The organism is Asanoa sp. WMMD1127 (genome assembly GCF_029626225.1).
GTDB lineage: Bacteria > Actinomycetota > Actinomycetes > Mycobacteriales > Micromonosporaceae > Asanoa.
Genome location: NZ_JARUBP010000001.1, coordinates 1,614,987 through 1,632,847 on the forward strand (window position 1 = coordinate 1,614,987; position 17,861 = coordinate 1,632,847).

Annotated in this window: 10 protein-coding genes; 3 read left to right on the forward strand and 7 right to left on the reverse strand. The window is 69.1% G+C overall.

Going from position 1 to position 17,861, the window contains the following annotated elements:
• Positions 1-44: 44 nt before the first annotated feature.
• Positions 45-1,049, reverse strand: coding sequence for an ABC transporter substrate-binding protein (locus O7635_RS07840; protein ID WP_278079743.1), 1,005 nt, complete (start codon positions 1,047-1,049; stop codon positions 45-47).
• A 152-nt stretch (positions 1,050-1,201) separates the two neighbouring features.
• Here O7635_RS07840 and O7635_RS07845 point away from each other — a divergent pair, with 152 nt between their 5' ends.
• The 3 genes from O7635_RS07845 to O7635_RS07855 are packed head-to-tail and all read left to right on the forward strand — an operon-like array spanning position 1,202 to position 7,409.
• Positions 1,202-2,233 carry a LacI family DNA-binding transcriptional regulator gene (locus O7635_RS07845; protein ID WP_278079744.1) on the forward strand — a complete coding sequence of 344 codons (1,032 nt, stop codon included), beginning with the start codon at positions 1,202-1,204 and terminating at the stop codon, positions 2,231-2,233.
• A 49-nt stretch (positions 2,234-2,282) separates the two neighbouring features.
• The gene (locus O7635_RS07850; protein ID WP_278079745.1) at positions 2,283-4,838 is read left to right on the forward strand and encodes a hypothetical protein; all 2,556 of its coding nucleotides are present in this window, start codon (positions 2,283-2,285) and stop codon (positions 4,836-4,838) included.
• A 15-nt stretch (positions 4,839-4,853) separates the two neighbouring features.
• Positions 4,854-7,409, forward strand: coding sequence for a DUF1565 domain-containing protein (locus O7635_RS07855; protein ID WP_278079746.1), 2,556 nt, complete (start codon positions 4,854-4,856; stop codon positions 7,407-7,409).
• Positions 7,410-7,458: 49 nt separating this feature from the next.
• Here O7635_RS07855 and O7635_RS07860 read toward each other — a convergent pair whose 3' ends face one another.
• The 6 genes from O7635_RS07860 to O7635_RS07885 all read right to left on the reverse strand — a co-directional run bounded on the left by O7635_RS07860 (position 7,459) and on the right by O7635_RS07885 (position 17,816).
• A complete protein-coding gene (locus O7635_RS07860; protein WP_278079747.1) occupies positions 7,459-10,746 on the reverse strand; it encodes a discoidin domain-containing protein in 3,288 nt (1,095 codons plus the stop codon).
• A gap of 11 nt (positions 10,747-10,757) precedes the next feature.
• Positions 10,758-12,179 (reverse strand): family 43 glycosylhydrolase, encoded by a 1,422-nt coding sequence (locus tag O7635_RS07865; RefSeq protein ID WP_278079748.1) that lies wholly within the window; start codon positions 12,177-12,179, stop codon positions 10,758-10,760.
• Between the two features lie 12 nt (positions 12,180-12,191).
• On the reverse strand, positions 12,192-14,675 hold the full coding sequence (locus O7635_RS07870) for a beta-L-arabinofuranosidase domain-containing protein (RefSeq protein WP_278079749.1): 2,484 nt from the start codon (positions 14,673-14,675) through the stop codon (positions 12,192-12,194).
• A gap of 23 nt (positions 14,676-14,698) precedes the next feature.
• Positions 14,699-15,985: a cellulose-binding protein gene (locus tag O7635_RS07875; protein ID WP_278079750.1), complete on the reverse strand. Its 1,287-nt coding sequence runs from the start codon at positions 15,983-15,985 to the stop codon at positions 14,699-14,701.
• A gap of 75 nt (positions 15,986-16,060) precedes the next feature.
• Positions 16,061-16,858, reverse strand: a complete 798-nt coding sequence (locus O7635_RS07880) for a carbohydrate ABC transporter permease (protein ID WP_278079751.1) — start codon at positions 16,856-16,858, stop codon at positions 16,061-16,063.
• Positions 16,859-16,868: 10 nt separating this feature from the next.
• A complete protein-coding gene (locus tag O7635_RS07885) occupies positions 16,869-17,816 on the reverse strand; it encodes a sugar ABC transporter permease (protein WP_278079752.1) in 948 nt (315 codons plus the stop codon).
• Between the last annotated feature and the right edge of the window lie 45 nt (positions 17,817-17,861).

Consider the following 17,861-nt stretch of genomic DNA (forward strand, 5'->3'; position numbering starts at 1 on the left):
TCGGGAGGCGGCCCCGGGGTTGGCCGGGGCCGCCGCCGTCATTGTCAGTACTTGCGCTCCGGCAGAGCCGCCTTGGCCTGCTCCTGGGTGAACGTGGTCTCCTCGGTGAGCACCCGTGCGGGCACGGTCTCGCCGGCCACGACCTTCTTCGCCAGGTCCATCAGCTGTGGGCCGAGCAGCGGGCTGCACTCCACGATAAAGTTGATCTTGCCGTCGGCCAGCGCCTGCATGCCGTCCTTGACCGCGTCGACAGTCACGATCTTGATGTCGGTGCCGGGCTTCTTGCCGACCGCCTCGATCGCCTCGATGGCGCCGAGACCCATGTCGTCGTTGTGCGCGTACAGCAGGTCGATGTCCGGGTTGGCGCGCAGGAAGGCCTCCATGACCTCCTTGCCCTTGACCCGGGTGAAGTCGCCCGGCTGGGACGCGAGCATCTTGAACTTCGGGTCGGAGCCGATCACCGACTCGAAGCCCTCCTTGCGGTCGATGGCCGGGGCCGCGCCGGTGTTGCCCTGCAGCTCGACCATGTTGACCGGGGCTGCCGCACTGGCGAACTCCTGCTTGACCCACTCACCGGCCTTCTTGCCTTCGAGAACGAAGTCGGAGCCGATAAATGTCTTGTAGAGCGTCGTGTCCTTCGAGTCAACCGCCCGGTCGGTCAGGATCACCGGGATGCCGGCGTCCTTGGCCTCCTTGAGGACGGTGTCCCATCCGGACTCGACCACCGGCGAGAAGGCGATGATGTCGACCTTCTGCGAGATGTAGCTGCGGATCGCCTTGATCTGGTTTTCCTGCTTCTGCTGCGCGTCCGAGAACTTGAGCTCGATCCCGGCCGCCGCGGCGGCTTCCTGGATCGACTTGGTGTTGGCCGTCCGCCAGCCGCTCTCGGCGCCCACCTGGGCGAAGCCCATGACTATCTTGCCGTCGTCGTTGCCGCTGCCACTGCCGGCCGCGGCACCGTCGCCGTTACGGTCCTGGCCACCGCAGGCGGCCAGCGTGGCTGCGACGAGCACGCCACCGAGCACCACCGCGGACACCTTCCTGAGCACGGCATTCCTCCTCACGTACGTCGATGGCTCACGTGTTGCCAGCATGTTAGCGTTCTCATAATCGACGTCAATAGCTCCGAAAGGCCGATTGTTAGCGTTCACAGCGCAGCTATGATCGACAACGCGGGTAGAGTGTCGGCCGAGGAGTTGCCATGGATCAGCCGTCTCCGCCTCGACCGGCGGTGATGATCGACGTCGCGCGACTCGCCGGCGTCTCGCACCAGACCGTGTCGCGCGTGCTCAACGGCCACCCGAGCGTTCGCACCGAGACACGGGAACGCGTGCTGACCGCCGTTCGCCAGCTCAACTACCGCCCCAACGCCCTCGCCCGTGGCCTCGCCGGGCGGCGTTCCCGGGTGCTGGGTGTCGTCAGCTTCGACACCATCCTCTATGGACCGGCCGCCACCCTGCTCGGCGTCGAGCGGGCGGCGCGCGCGGCGGGCTACGGCGTCAGCATCGTGACGCTCGAACAGCTCGACCACGACGGCGTCAGCGACGCGCTCAGCGCCCTGGCCGAGCAGTCGGTGGCCGGGGTCGTCATCATCGCGCCCTTTACCAACGCGGCGTCCGCACTGCGCTCCCTGCCCACCGGGATCCCCGCCGTGGTGGTCGAAGCCGGCACCAGCGGCGCCCTGCCGGCCATCTCCGTCGACCAGATCGCCGGCGCCGAGCTCGCGGTGCGCCATCTGCTCGAGCTCGGCCACGAGACGGTCTGGCACGTCCGCGGCCCGCAGAACTGGTTGGAGGCCCGCGACCGCGAGTACGCTTGGCGGTCCACTTTGGAGTCGGCTGGTTTGGCTGTCCCACCGGCCCTCGACGGCGACTGGAGCGCGGCCTCGGGCTACCAGGCGGGCCTGCGGCTGGCCGGCGACCCTCGGGTGACGGCGGTGTTCTGTGCCAACGACCAGCAGGCGCTCGGTCTGCTGCGCGCCTTCCACGAGCGCGGCGTACGCGTGCCCGACGACGTCAGTGTCGTCGGCTTCGACGACATCCCGGAGGCGGAGTTCATGTCGCCGCCGCTCACCACGATCCGCCAGGATTTCGACGAGGTCGGCCGCCGCTGCCTGGCGATGCTGCTCGACCTGCTCGACCCACCGGTGCAGTCCGTCGCATATCCCCGCGTCGTGCCGGTTCTGGTCCCCCGCGGCAGCACCGGCCTCGGCCCTTCGGCCAATGGGCACTGACTGACCCGCTCGCTACGCTCCCTCAAGATCACTCACACGGGGAGCGAACATGCGGGTTCGCAGCACGGTGCTGCTCACCGCCGGCGTGCTTCTGGCCGCGGGCCTACCGGCCGGCACCGCCGCCGCCGCTGCACCACCGGACACCATCCACGTCTCGACGACCTGCGGCGCCAGTCCGGACGGATCCACGGACGCGCCCTTCTGCTCGATCTCGGCAGCCGTCGCGGTGGTCCGGCCCGGCCAGACCATCGTCGTGGACCGCGGGTACTTCAGCGAGTCGGTGTCACCGCCGTCCGGCGAGCCGGGGCGACCGATCACCATCCGCGGGTATCGCGGTCCGGCGGCTGGCCGCACCAACCTGTCCTCCGGATCGCGGACGAAGGCCGTGTTCGACCTCTCTGGCGTGCACGACGTCGTCATCGAGGGCATCTCGTTCTCGGCGCAGTCGAGCGCCGCGGTCGTCGTCGACAGCTCCAGTGACGTCACGCTGACCGACGGCTGGATCAGGAATCCCAGCGTTGCCGCGGTGGACATCAAGGGCAGCTCCCGCCGGGTGACCGTCAGCCGGATGTCAGTGGAGGTCCTACGCGCTCCATTCGTCAGTGTCGGCCCCGGTGTCAGCGAAACCGTGCTGGCGAGCAACAGCGTCCGACAGACCCGGGCCCCACTGACGACCGGCCCTCCCGCGATCACCGTGGCCGACGCCCCGCGCACGACCATCACGAACAACACGATCGTCACCGACTGCGCCACCGGCATCCGAGTCACCGGAGCATCGGCGGATTTCAGTCTCTACAACACGCTCGTGCGAACCCTGCCCGTCGGAAAGACCGGCTGCGAATGGTCACCGTCGGACCCCGCGAGCGCCCCGGCCGTTTCCATCGACGGCATTGCCGCGAGCGGCAGTCGCCTGGACTACAACGTGATCGACCCGGCACCCGGTGGGCCGGCCTACTCGTGGGCCGGCGCGCCCTACCGCGACCTCCGCGAGTTCCAGACAGCGAGCGGGCAAGGCGCGCACGACATCGTCGGCGACGCGGGCCTGGCCGACGTCTACAGCCCGTTCGACATCGGCTGGGGCCTGCTGCCGAGTTCACCTGCGATCGACTCCGCCTCGGCCGACGCTCCGGGGCTGCCCGCAACCGACCTCCGCGGCAACGCGCACGCCGACAAGCCCGACACCCCCAACAGCGGCGGAGGCTTCGTCGACCGCGGGGCCACCGAGCTCGTCTCCCTTCGTGGCTTCTCCGCCTCGCTCGCTCGGGTGCCCGGAGGCGGCCCGATGGACACGGTTGCGACGGTCACGGCCTATCAGGACTGGGCCGTCGACGGTCCGGTCGGAACCTTCGCGCTCGGTTCGGTCGTCAACCGCACCGGGACGGCCAACTTCACCTTCGACCACGCCGGCAGGGCATGTGTGTACGTCCGGGCCAGCGACGACAACTTCCGAAGCGACTTTCCGTCCTGGTCCTCGTCCGCCTGCGTGATGCTGGGCGCCCCGTTCACACCCGTCACCCCGCAGCGGGTGCTGGACACGCGGACCGCGACCGGCGTGCCGCGCACCACTCCGCTCAACGCGCGCGAATTCATCGACCTGCCGTTGCCGGCACCGGCCGCCAGCAGCGACGCGGTGGTGCTCAACGTGACGGTGGCCAATCCGACCACCAACGGCTATCTCAAGGTCTACCCTGGCGATCCCGAGCCGAACGCTTCGAACATCAACTTCGCGGCGCACCAGACGATCCCGAACCTGGTGACAGTGCCGGTCGTCAACGGCCGGGTGCGGATCAAGAACGGCAGCGCGGGCACCGTGCACGTGCTCGCCGACCTGGCGGGCTACTACGGTGGCGATGCCGGCCTGGGCTTCACGTCCGGCGCGCCGATTCGCGTCCTCGACACCCGCACGGCCACCGGCGTTCCGGGCACCGCCCCGCTCGGCTCCAACGGCCGGGTCACCGTCGACCTGTCCGCACGCGTGCCGGCCGGCACCGCCGCCGTGGCGCTCAACGTCGCCGTCACCAAGCCGACCGTCGGCGGTCACCTGACTGCCTACCCGGCGGGTGGTGCGGTCCCCGCCACGTCGAACCTCAACTTCGTCACGGGGCAGACCGCGAACAACATGGTCATCGCGCCCGTTGTCGACGGCAAGATCGCCTTCGCGTACGGCGGCAGCGGCACCGTGCACGTCCTGGCCGACCTCAACGGCTGGTTCGGCCCCGGCGCCGCCGACTCCTTCCTGCCGCTGTGGTCGCCGTACCGGATGCTCGACACCCGGGAGATAGGCAACATGCCGATCGGGCCGGGGCAGGCGATCGTGGCCTACGCGTACGACAACGAGTGCTACACCTACGGATGCTCGCGCTCGGCCCTCGTGGCGAACCTGACCGTCACGGGCGCCCAGTCGGCCGGCTACCTGACCGTCTATCCCTACGGCCAGCCGCGCCCTGCCGCTTCGGTGCTCAACTTCAACCCGAACGAGACCATCGCCAACCTGGTCACCGTCGGGCTGACGGACAACAAGTTCATGATCTACAACAGCAGCGCCAAGCCGGTGCACGTCGTGGTCGACGGCGCGGGCTACTACCTTTCCCCACCGACCGCATAGATACGGAGAGCGAACATGCGGGTTCGCAGCACAGTGCTGCTCGCCGCCGGCACGTTGTTGGTGGTCGGCCTACCGGCCGGCACCGCGACGGCCGCCGCACCGACGGACACCATCCACGTGTCCAAGACCTGCGCCAGCGGAGCCGACGGATCCGAGCAGGCGCCGTACTGCTCCATCGCGGCGGCCGCCGCGGTCGTCCAGCCCGGACAGACCATCTTCGTGGGTCCGGGCAACTACCAGGAGTCGGTCTCCCTGCCCTCGGGCGAACCCGGCAAGCCCGTCACGGTCAAGGGATACCGGGGCCCGCTCGGCCAGGTCGCCGTCCAGCCCGGCGGCGTGCAGACCCCGTTGGTCCTGTCGGGGGCGCACGACATCGTCATCGACACGATCCGCCTCTCCGGGACCACCAAGTCCGCGGCCGTCATCGAGAACTCGAGCGACATCACGGTGACGAACGGCTCGGTCGCGGCGGCCTACGCACCGGGCATCGACATCAAGGGCGCCTCGCGGCGGGTCACGGTCAGCGGGACGGCCGCGGCGGTTCGCGGGTCGTTCGTCAGCGTCGGCTCCGGCGTCACGGACACTCTCATCACCGGCAACAGCGTCCAGGAGGCCAGTGCCTACCAGATGCCCAACGCTGCCGCGATCACAGTGGTCGACGCGCCGCGGACGACGGTCACGAGCAACACGATCGTCACCGACTGCCTGGTCGGGGTCGCGGTCTCCGGAGAGTCGGCGGGTTTCGCCCTCCACAACACGATCGTCCGTACTCGCTTCCTCGGCGCCCTGAGCTGTGGCGAGTCGTCCCCGAACTCCGCCGGCACGCCGGCGATCACTGTGGACGGTGCCGCGGCGGCGGACGGCCGGTTCGACTACAACATCGTCGATCCGCTGGCCGGCGTCCCGGCCTACTCGTGGAGCGGCACGAGCTATCCGGCCCCGGCCGAGCTCAACGCGGCCACCGGGCAGGGGGCGCACGACATCCGCGGCGACGCCCAGCTCAGCACGGCGAACCCGCAGCTGGACGGATACAGCCTGATGCCCGGCTCGCCCGCCATCGACTCGGCCTGGGTCGACGCGCCCGGCCAGCCCAAGACCGATCTGCGCGGCAACGCGCACGCCGACAAGCCCGACCGGCCGAACAGCGGCGGCGGGTACGTGGATCGGGGCGCCACCGAGTTCGTGCCCACGCCGATCTACACCGCCACGTTGACCCGGGTCCGCGGCGGCGGGCCGCTGGACGCCACCGCGACGGTCACTGCCAGGTTCCCATGGACCGTGGACGGGCCGATCGGCTCGTACGCGTTCTCGGCCGAAGGCAAGCCCCAGGTCGCCAACCGCACCGGCACGCTGCCGGTCACCTTCGCACGCGCCGGCCGGTCGTGCGTCGACGTGTACGGCGACCTGGACAACTACCGTTCCGGATACCCGGTCTACTCCGCCTCGCCGTGCACGATGCTGGGCGCCGCCTTCACCGCGGTGACGCCGCAACGGGTGCTCAACACCCGCGAGGGCGTGGGCGTGCCGCGCACGACGCCGCTCAACCCGCACGAGGAGATCGAGCTGCCGTTGCCGGCTCCGGCGGCCGACAGCAGCGCCGTGGTGCTCAACGTGACCGTGGCCAACCCGACCACGAACGGCTACCTCAAGGTCTACCCCGGTGATCAGTCGGAGCCCAACGCGTCGAACATCAACTTCGCGGCCAACCAGACGATCCCGAACCTGGTGACCGTCCCGGTGGCCAACGGCCGGGTCAAAATCAAGAACGGCAGCGCCGGCACGGTGAACGTGTTCGCCGACCTGGCCGGCTACTACGGCGGCACCGGTCTCGGCCTGCGCGCGGACTCGCCGGTCCGGGTGCTCGACACCCGCTACGGAGTCGGCACCTCGGCCTCCGGTCCGCTCGGGCCGATGGGCCGGGTCACCGTCGACCTGGCCGGCCGGCTCCCGGCCGGCACCACCGCCGTGGCGCTCAACGTCGCCGTCACCAAGCCGACCGCCGGCGGCCACCTGACCACGTTCCCACCCGGCGGCGCCGTCCCCGGGACGTCGAACCTCAACTTCGTGACGGGTCAGACCGCGAACAACATGGTCATCGCCCCGGTCGTCAACGGCAAAATCGCCTTCGCGTACGGCGGCAGCGGCGAGATCCATGTCTTGGCCGACCTGATCGGTTGGTTCGCGCCCGGCATCGCCGACACCTACCTGCCCCGCGCGCCGCGGCGGATCATCGACACCCGAGCGTCGGGCTACCAGCCCATCGGACCGGGCCAGGCGATCGAGGTCTGGACCTACGACAACGAGTGCCTCGCACCCAGCTGCGCGCGCACTGCGGTCGTGGCCAACCTGACCGTGACCGGCACCCAGTCGGCGGGCTACCTGACCGTGTATCCGAGTGGCCAACCTCGCCCGGCCGCATCGGTCATCAACTTCAACGCGAACGAAACCATCGCGAACCAGATCACGGTAGGCCTTCGCGACGACTCGTTCATGATCTACAACAGCAGCGCCAAGCCGGTGCACGTGGTGGTCGACCAGGCCGGGCTCTACCTGGCGCCGCCGCCCGCCTGAGACGGAAGGGCGGGCCCCGCAAGAGCGGGGCCCGCCACCCGGGCGCGGCCTAGCCGAAGGCCTTCACCTCGAGCAGCCCGACCGAGCCCGCGCCGCTCTGCAGCGCCACGCGCAGCCGGGTCGTGGTCACCGCGCCGAACGTCACCGCGTTGTACTGGTTCAGCGCGACCGGATAGCCGCTCGCGGACGGAACGTTCACATGGGAACTGCCGTTCCAGTACTGCAGCGTCCACGACGCCGGCAGGCGTACGCCGCCGTTGTCGTCGAAGAAGTAGACCTGGGCCGACCGCAGCGTCTGCGCCGCCGGCCAGGTCAGCTCCGCCCACTGGGCACCCTGGTTGGGCCACGTTCCCCAGCGCGGATTGACGGTGTCGTTCGACGACGGCGGGTCGATGCCGTCGTTGATCGCCGCCACGCTCTCCCACGACGACGTGTAGGAAGCCGACGGCGTCGCCGACACCGCCAGGTTGCCACCCGGAACCGGGTTGCCACCGCGGTTGTAGAGCTTCAACTCCGTCAACCCCGTCTTCGCCGATCCCGACGGCTGGGTGAACACCACCCGCAGCCGCGTCGTCGACACCGGTGTGAAGTTCACCTTGTTGTAGTTGGACTGCGGCGTCCCCGGCGTCCGCACCTGGTTGCCGGCGGCCACGAAGGCGCTGCCGTTCCAGTACTGCACGGTGTAGGACGACGGCGGCCGGTAGCGGTTCGTCGCCCGGTCGTTGCGGAAGTAGATCCGCGCCTCGTCGACGGACCGCGCCGTGCCGAAGTTGACCTCGTACCAGTCCGTGCTGTTCGGGCTCCCGTAGGAACCCCACAGCGGCGAGTTGGTCGGGAACCCGTCCACCGCCGCCCCGGTCGAGGTGCCCGACGCCGTGTAGGACGCCGACGTCGACGCGCCCGCGGCCAGGTTCGGCAGGGACGAGGTCAGGTCGACGCCCGCCTTGGCCGCGACGTCGACCATGCGCGCGCTGGTGAGGCTGACGTTCTGCGGCGCCTGGAGGCCGGCGAACGACGTGCTGAAGCTGACCACGCCGGCTCCCGACGGGAACGTGACGGATCCGTTGCCCGGGTTGTAGACCAGCCTGGTGAGCCGGTCGACGGTGGCCACCCGGGTGCCGTTGAGGAAGATGGAATAGCCCTGCGGCACGCCGCTGTAGCGGGTCACGCCGTCGGCCGGGTCGTCCCAGACGATCGACAGGTTGGCGTTGCGGTAGCGGAGGTTGTTGACCGCGAAGTGCGTCCACCCGATGTTGATCGGCGACAGCTCGATCTGGGTGTCGGTCCGCGGCCGCAGACCGGCGACGTCCTCGATGACGGTCCAGTTGCTGCTGCCCAGAATGTTGTGGTGGATCCAGGACCGGTAGGTGATGCTGCTGCCGTTCCAGTCGGCCCAGAACTCGTTGGCGTCCGGGTAGCGGGTGTCGCCGTTGATGTACTGCGCCCAGGCGTTCCAGTAGAGCAGCTTCTTGTAGTCCTCGGCCGTCATCCACGAGTTCGGGTAGTTGCGCAGCGCCGACGAGTAGAGCCGGAACTGCACCGTCGAGTTGATCGTCGAGAAGTTGTTGCTCCCGGGCTCCCCGGCCGCCGCGGCAGCCGCCTTGTCACGCTGGTTGGCGGTGTAGAACGGGAAGATCGGGTACTCCGCCGGGTCCGCGAACAGCCGCAGCGCCTCGCGATACTGCGCGGTGTTGGGCATCAGACCCACGGAGTACGGGTAGTAGTTGTTGATTTCCTTCCACGGCACGAACGCGTTCGTGCTGACGTGCTTGTGCTCGAGCAGCTGCCGCGACGGGTTCCACAGCGTGTTGACGACACCGTTGCGAATCCGGTCGGCCAGCGTCTGCAGCTCGCTCGCCTTGGCCGTGTTGCCGAGCAGCGCATAGGCCTGCTGCGCGGCGACGGCGCCCGCCCACACGTAGGCCGTCTCGGCCCGGTCGAGGTTGCCGGCCCGCCAGTGGAACGACACCGCGTCGGCGTCGTTGCCGGTCATCGCGCCCCAGTCGTACTCGATGACGCCGTTGTTGTTGGTGTCGTAGGTCGCCAACTGGCCCTTGGCGTCGCCTTCGGCATAGCGCGCTAGGTTCTGCAGCAGCCCCGGTTGTCCACCGTGGATCTGGTAGGCCTTCCACGCCGCCTCCGACACATACTGCGTGTAGGAGTTCGACCAGTTCTCGGGGTCACCCGGGTTGTCGACGAACCGGCCGTTGGCGGAATACTGCCCGATCGCCAGCCAGGGCCCGTAGGAGTACTCCGGCGACCGCAGGTACTTCAGGTCGTCGATGTGCATCGGCTGGGTCAGCACGATCGCGTTGTTGTAACCGGTGACCCCTTCGATCGACTGCGGGAACTGGAAGTCCTGCCCGGGAATGTCGACGTCGAGGTAGTTGAAGCGCATCAGCCACCAGCGGTAGTAGATGTTCTTCTCGATGGCCGCGTCCGGAACGTCGATGTAGGGCAGGTTCTGCGCCCACCACAGGTTGTAGGCCCGCACATGGGTCGCGAACGCGCTCGCCGGCGTGAGGCCGCGGTAGCTGTTGTATTCCGTGAGCGACTGCGGAATCTCGTTGGCCACGAAGCCCAGCTGCACCTTGGTCGTCACGGTCTGGCCGGCGCCGACCGTGACCGAGCGGTTGAGCCCACCGCTGCTGACCGTGAACCCGTCGCCGGAGAACCGTGGATAGAGGGTTGTCAGGTTGTTCTTCACGGCCCGGGTGCCGGTCAGCTCGGACCCGCTGCCGGTCGCCGCGTACGGCGAGACGGCGCGCAACGAGATCGTCGCCGACGCTGTGCCGGTGTTGGCGACGTCCATGTTGGTCACCAGCACGTTGTTGTGCGTGATGAACTTCGTGACGGTGATCCGGATCGAACCGCTGGTGTGCACGCTGCGCCAGTAGCTCGGCGCCTGGAACCGCTGCGCCGGCTGCTCGGTGAACGTGCCGGGCGAGGGCGTGACGGTGTAGGCGCCCTGGCTGCTGATGTTGTCCCAGTAGGCCGCGTTGCCGCCGAACCCGATGACCGACGGCGTGTGCGTGTGCATGTAGGCGCCGCGGCCCCGGGTCATCAACCAGCTGCCGGCCGGGTCGTTGCCGGAGCGGCCGAGCAGCCGGTCCATCCAGAAGTCGGTGCCGGAGCTTTCGGCGTCATAGATCGCCTGCATGGTGTTGCCGGTGTTGTAGCTGACGGGCGGCTGCGGTATCGAGCCGCCGGTGAACGTGGGATAGCCGATGGTCTGCGCGGCCATCGCCGGCCCGCCGCCGGCCACGCTCAGCAGACCGCTGGCGACGACGGCGACGAGCGCCGCCGCGAGTCGGCGGCGTCGAACACGTAGGGACATGAGCTCACCTCCTAAGCCTGGAACGCTTGCCATTCGAGGACTCCGGTGGAGAAGCCGGCGCGGGATGTGAAGGACAGCCGCAGCCGGGTGGTGCTGACCGTGCTGAACGTCGTCGAGTTGAACGTGTTGCCGGCCACCCCGCAGGCCGACTGACCGGGCACGGCGACATAGGCACTGCCGTTCCAGTACTGCACCTGGCACGACCCCGGCAGGTCGATCCCCTGGTTGTCGTCGAACCAGTAGGTGGCGACCCGATTGACCGACCGGGCGGACGGCCACTGGTAGTCGATCCATTGCGTGCCCTGCTGCGGCCAGTTCCCGTACACGAGGTTCGACCGGTCCTGGGAGTTGGCCGGTGTCCCGCCGTTGTTGACGGCGGCCAGCGACTCCCACGAGGAGACGTAGGAGGTCGACGCGGTGGCGCTCGGACCGAGGTTGGTGCCCGAGCCACCGCCACCCGGGTTCGGCGGCGGTCCGGTGGTCGTCTGCACCACCCGCTGGATCGTGCCGTCGGCGTTGAAGTACATCCGGTCCACCGCCACGGACCGGCGGAAGTTGCCGCCGCCCGGCGCGTTGGCGTTGTGGTAGACCAGGTACCACTGGCCGTTGAACTCGACCGCGCCGGCGTGGTTGGTGGTCGACGAGACCTGGCCGAGCACAATCCCGCGGTGGGTCCAGGGTCCCATCGGGTTGGTCGCGGTGGCATAGCGCTGACAGGCGTAGCTCGAGCTCGTGACGCAGCCGTTGGTGTCGTTGGCGGCGTAGATCATGTAGTAGAGCCCGTTCCGCTTGAACATGAACGGGGCTTCCCAGTAGTTCGTCAGCCCCTGGGGCGTCACCACCGCGCCGACCGTGTCGACCATGTTGGCCGCCAGCCGGACCGCCCGCGGCGACCAGTAGCCGCCCCAGTACAGGTAGGCCTGGCCGTCGTCGTCGACGAACACCGTCGGGTCGATGTTGAGCCCCGACGAGTTGGCCGTGCTGTCACTGATCAGCGGCCCGCCCTTGGCGTCGGTGAACGGGCCGAGGGGGCTGTCGCCGACCGCGACGCCGATGTTCATCCAGCCGGCGCCGTTGCCGTTGACTGAGGTGTACCAGTAGTAGCGGCCGTTGCGCGGCTCGACCTCGCTGGCCCAGGCGTCGGCCCCGGCCCACGGGAACGTGCCGATGTTCGCGCGCGCGCCGCGGTCGGTCCAGGTCGCGGCGTCGGTCGACGAGAGCACGTGCCACTCGCGCATGACGAAGTTCTGCTGGCTGGTCGAGGCCTCGTCCCGGCCCGTGTAGACGTACATGGTGTTGCCGACGACCAGCGGCCCCGGGTCGGCGGTGTAGATCGCGGTGATGACCGGATTGGCGGCCTGCGCGGCGGCGCCGAACAGCACGGCGGCGGCCGCCGTGACGACGGCGCACACCACGGCCAGACGTTGACGCATGACTCACCCCTTCTAGAGACCGGAGGCGTTCAACTGGGCGATCTCGCCGGCGGACAGCGCGCGGCTGTAGACGCGGAAGCCGTCGACCGCGGCGTTCAGGAAGGGGTCGCCGCTGTACTGCGAGCGCCCGATCCAGTTCTGCGTGGTCGTGCCGAGGTTCGCCGGCCGAGTGGTGAGCGCGGCGTTGCGCGCCACCTCCACGCCGTTGACCCAGAGGATGCCGAGGTTGCCGGTGTGGGTGACGGCGACGTGCGTCCACACCCCGGCCGGCAGTGCGGCCGGCGCGTCGATGCGCTGCTCGCCGCCGGCGCCGCCCGCGGTGATGGCGTAGCGGGCGGTGCCGCTGCCGCTGCGCGGCACCAGGAACATGTTGGTCCCGGTCCCGGTGCCGAAGTCGAACAGCCGGGCCCAGTTGGCCAGCGCGTTGACCCGCACCCAGGTGGCGACGGTGAACGCGGTCGCGCCGGCGAGGATGCCGGACGGCAGGCTCACGTACGCGGTCGTGCCGTTGAGGCTCACGGCGTTGCCGATGCGGCCGGTGGTCCGACCAGCGCTGCCGGCCAGGGTGGCCGTGCGGCCGTTGCCGGTCGCGTCGGCCGCGGTGGTCCCCGACGTCTCGTCGAACGGGTAGTGCGCGACGAACGCGGGCAGCGGTGGGGTCGAGGTGACGTTCCAGTAGACGGTGTAGCGCCCGCCGTGCGTCTTGTAGAACGGCAGCAGCGTCACCGCGCCGGTCGAGGCGGAAGCGGTGTACTGCAAGGGCGTGCCGGTCGCGGCCAGCGACGCGGCGTTGAGCGTGGGCAGGCCGCTCAGGTTGGTCGAACCGTACTGGCCGGCGAGCACGATCGGCCCGTGCTTGACGGCGCGGACGGCGGAGTTGTCAGGTGTGGGCTCGAGCGTCAGCGACATCGGCAGGCTGATGTCGACGGTGTCGCCGCTCGCCCACGTGCGGTTGATGGCCAGGTAGCTGCCGGGCGTCGGCGAGCCTTGGGGCACGCCGTTGACCCGCACCTGCGCGCCGGACGTCCAGGACGGGATCCGGACCCGCAGGTCGATCGGGCCGGATCCGGTGATGGTGAGCCGGCTGGTCGGCGCTTCGGGATAGGAGGTCTCTTGGCGGATCGTGATGCCACGGCCCGGCCACGTCAGCGTCGAAGCGATGAAAAGGTTGACCCAGAGCGTGTTGCCGTTGTGGAAATAGATGCTGTCGCCGTACTTCGTGTTGGTCTCCATGCCCGTGCCGTGGCAACAGGTGAAGTTGTTGTAGTCGTTGCTGTAGGTCTTGATCCCACCGGCCCGCAGCGGCACGTAGTAGCAGTGGAACCCGTGTGACGAACCGGGGTTCTGGGCGCCGAGCAGGTGGTTGTAGAGCGCCTTCTCGTAGAAGTCCATCAGCTCGGCGGCCCGGCCCGGCGACGTGAAGAACAGCTGCCGGGTCAGCTTCAACATGTTGTACGAGTTGCAGCACTCGCAGGTCGTGTCCGACAGCTCGCTAGCGATCCGGTTGGGCTGCTGGAAGTACTCGCCGTTGGAGTTGCCGCCGATCGCGTACGAGTGCGCTCTGACGACGAAGTTCCAGAAGTTCGTCGCGATGTCCCGGTAGCGGGTCGTGCCGGTCGCGTGGAACCCACGGATCGCCGCGAGCGCCTTGGGGATCTGGGTGTTGGCGTGGAACCCGGCGAGCGCGTCGGTTCCGGCGGCCAGCGGGTCGAAGATCTGCGCGTGGTCGAAGTACTGCGCGGTCGTGAGGTGCGCGGCGTTCTCGCCGTACTGGTAGAGGTTGTAGAGGGTCTCGCCGACGCCGCCGAACTCGGTGCGCAGCATGGCCTGTCGCTGCGCATAGGTCAACCGGCTGTTGCGGAACTGCACCCACGCGGCCTTGCGGTTGAGGATCGTGAGGGCCTGGGCGTTGCCAGCCAGCAGGTGCATGTCGAGCAGGCCAGCCATGATCTTGTGCAGTGTGTAGTAGGGCGCCCACACGGTCTGCCCGGTCTCCACCCGGTCGATGAAGCACTCCGGGTACGCCGAGAGGTAGCCGGCGTTGAACCCGCGCGCGGCCGCCCGGTCCTGGCACAGCCCGAGCTGCGTGACGATGTAGTCGCCCTTGGTCTTGTAGGAGGTGTCACCGGTGCTGGCGTAGGCCTGGGCCAGCGCGCTCAGCACGTGGCCGATGGAGTGGCCGCGCAGCTCGGTCGTCGGCGACTCCCAGCCGCCGCACGGCGTCGCCGACGAGGCGAGACCGGCGTTAACGCGGAACATGTGCAGCAGTCGGTCGGCGTCCAGAAAGGACAGGTAGGCCATGGTGCGGCCGGCGTTGGCCTGGAATGGCCCGGCGAGCAGCCGGACGGCGGTCAGCGGGAACGCGTACGCCGAGACACCGGTGTCCGGGCGGGCGGCTGACACGGAGGTGGACAGGGCGGTGGCAGCGGTGGTAGCCACCGCCGTCGCCGCGCCGGCCTTGAGGACGGTCCGGCGCGACAGCGGGGGTCTGTGCATGCGCAGCACCTTTCGCCTGGGGGTTAGTAGCCGTACCGGCTCTTGAGGTGGCGCCACCAGTCGCGCAGCATCCACCGGTCGAACTCGGTGATCGACGAAGCGCTGCCGGCACGCATGATGAAGCCGCCGACACCGCTGGGCGTCCAGTCATAGAAGTCGTCCAGACCGTAGGTGTGGCCGATCTCGTGCAGGAGGATCGTCATGTTCTCGGCGTTGAGGTTGTTCATGTAGTACTCGCGGCCCATCCGCTGACCCCAGTCACCGCCGGCGCCGCCGCCGAAGCCGTCGGTCAGCCAGAGCGAATGGTCGTAGTGCCGTGCGGCGCCGCCCGGGCAGTTCGGGTACTGGCCGCCCTGGTTGAAGAACCGGCCGCACGGCGCGGCGCACTGCGGTGCGTTCTCGCGGATGTCGCCGACGTAGATGTCGACCGAGTTGTCGCTCCACTGCAGCTGCGCCCGGTCGCGCACCGCCCAGCCGACCACCCGCACGGGGACCTCGGTGTAGGGCCAGTTGTTGTGCCCCACCATCGCGTCCATCCACTTGCGATACTGCCGGGCCAACGTGGCGTGCACCTGGTCGCGCTGGGCCGCGGTGACCGGCGCCGACGAGTCCCAGCGGACGCAGTAGTTGATGTGGCCGCGGTTGGCGAACAGCTGGTCCCAGCCGTAGTTGCGGAACCCGTAGAGGTTGCCGTTGTGGTAGGTCTGCTCCTGGTGGGCCCAGACCTGGTTGAGCGGGGTGACCAGGTTGGCCGGCGGGTTCCAGCCGCTGGCCGGCGGCGGAGTGGTCGCGCCGTGGGCCTTGACCTCCAGCAGGCCGACCGATCCGGCTCCACTTTGGAGCGTGATGCGCAGGCGGGTCGTCGACACGGCCGTGAACGTCACCTGGTTGTAGCGGTCGGCCGCGACCGGATAGCCGCTGGCGCCGGTCACGTCGGCGAAGGCGCTGCCGGTCCAGCGCTGCACCCGCCAGGAGGCGGGCACCCGTACGCCGCCGCCGTCGTCGAAGAAGTAGACCTCGACGGCGCGTACGGTCTGGGCGGTGGTCCAGGTCAGCTCGGCCCACTGCTGCCCCTGGTTGGGCCAGGTGCCCCAGCGCGGGTTGGCCGTGTCGTTGGAGCGTGGCGGGTCGATGCCGTCCCTGATGGCCGCGACGCTCTCCCATGGCGACGTGTAGGACGCGCTGGGCGTGGCCGTCCAGGCCAGGTTGTCACCGGGCGCGGCCTGGGCCGGGGCGCCGCCTGTGACGAGCGCGAGCCCGGCCGCCACCAGGATGCTCGCCGTGCTGGCCAGGGCTTTTCGGGTGTTCATGGGGCTCCTCTCCATAGATTGATGAAGATCAATTTCTTAGGCCGGAGTCCGCCCTTGATGGCGGATGCCGGTGTGTTACCCCTTGATGGCGCCCGAGGTGAAGCCCCGGACGTAGCTGCGCTGCATGAACGCGAAGAGGATCAGGCACGGCACGGCCATGAAGACCACGCCGGCCTCGAGCGCCGCGTAGTCGATCGAGCCGTGGCTGGCCGTGCGCATGTTGACGACCGCGAGCGTGGTGGTGAACTTGTCGGTCGAGTTGAGCAGGATCAACGGGGCGAAGAACTCGCTCCACGAGGTCAGAAACGCGAACAGGCCGACGGTGACCAGCCCCGGCCGCACCGCCGGCAGCATGATCCGGACCAGCGTGCCGAGGCTGGCGCAGCCGTCCAGCTGCGCCGACTCTTCCAGTTCGTGCGGTACCGCTTCGAACGAGTTGCGCATCATGAAGATCGAGAAGGGCAGCTGGAACATGATCAGCACCAGGCTGAGGCCGATCAGCGTGTCTTCCAGCCCGAGCCAGCCGAGCAGCACGTAGAGGGCGATCAGGATCGTCGCGTACGGGACCATCAGGATCGCGAGGGTGACCAGGAAGAGCACGTCGCGGCCGGGGAAGCGGAACCGGCCGAACGCGTAGCCGCCCAGCGTCGCGACCAGCAGTGTGCCCCCGACGGTCAGCGTGCTGACCACCACGCTGTTGACCACGTGGTGCGGCCGCACGCCACTGTCGGAGGTGAACAGGCGGTCGTAGTTCTCCAGCCCGAAACCCGAGCCGGTGCGGACCGAGGCCCACCCGCTCCACAGCAGGGGGAACAGGAACAGGATGGCCAGCGCGGCGCTGGTGACCGACCAGCCCAACCGGGAACGGGTCATCGCGTGCTCCTCAGCTGGACCGGCGGCGCAGCACGCCGAGTTGGATGACGTTGAAGAGGACCAGGACCACCAGCAGCACCACCGAGATCCCGGCGGCGGAGCCCAGGTCGAGGCGGATGAAGGCCTCCCGGTAGATCACCATGACCAGCGAGGTGGTGCTGTTGTCGGGGCCGCCGCGGGTCAGGATCCAGAACTGGTCGAACGCCAGCAGCGAGCCGGTCACCATCAGCGTCAGCACGAGCGCGATGGTCGGCCGCAGCAGCGGCAGGGTGATGCCGCGGAACGTCTGCCAGCGGCTGGCGCCGTCGACCCGGGCCGCCTCGTAGATCTCCGGCGGGATCGCCTGCAGGCCGGTCAGCAGGATCAGCATGTTGAACCCCGCGAACCGCCAGAGCACCAGCACGACGGCCGAGCCCAGGGCCGAGTTGGCGCTGCCGCTGGTCCAGGAGACATAGCCGTCGACCAGCCCGACCGCGCGGAGCAGGTCGCTGACCGGGCCGATCTCGTCGCTGAGCAGGCCGAGGAAGAGCAGGGAGGCGCTGGCGAAGCCGACCGCCATCGGCAGGAAGAACGCGGTGCGGAAGAAGCCGACGCCGCGGCGGCGGTGCTGCACCAGCAGGGCCAGACCCAGCGAGACGGCGAACAGCAGCACCGTGATGATCACCGTGTAGTTGACGGTGAACCAGGTCGCCGAGCGGACGAGTTCGTTGTCGCCGATGTCGGTGAAGTTCTCGGGCGCGTTGAACGTCGGCGGGGCCAGCAGCGGCCACTGATGCAGCGACATCCAGCCGACGAGCACGAGCGGCACGAGAAAGAAGAGCGCGACCATGACCGCCGTCGGGCTGGCGTACGCGACCCCGAGCCAGGCGCGCCGGGTCTGGCGCCGCAGCACAGGGCGCCGGCGGGTGGGCGCCGGAGTCGTCCGCTCGGCCGGGCGCGGCGTCGTCACGGTGGTCATCTTCGTCCTCGTGGGTCGGTGGGTGGGGCCTGGCACGGCCTACCG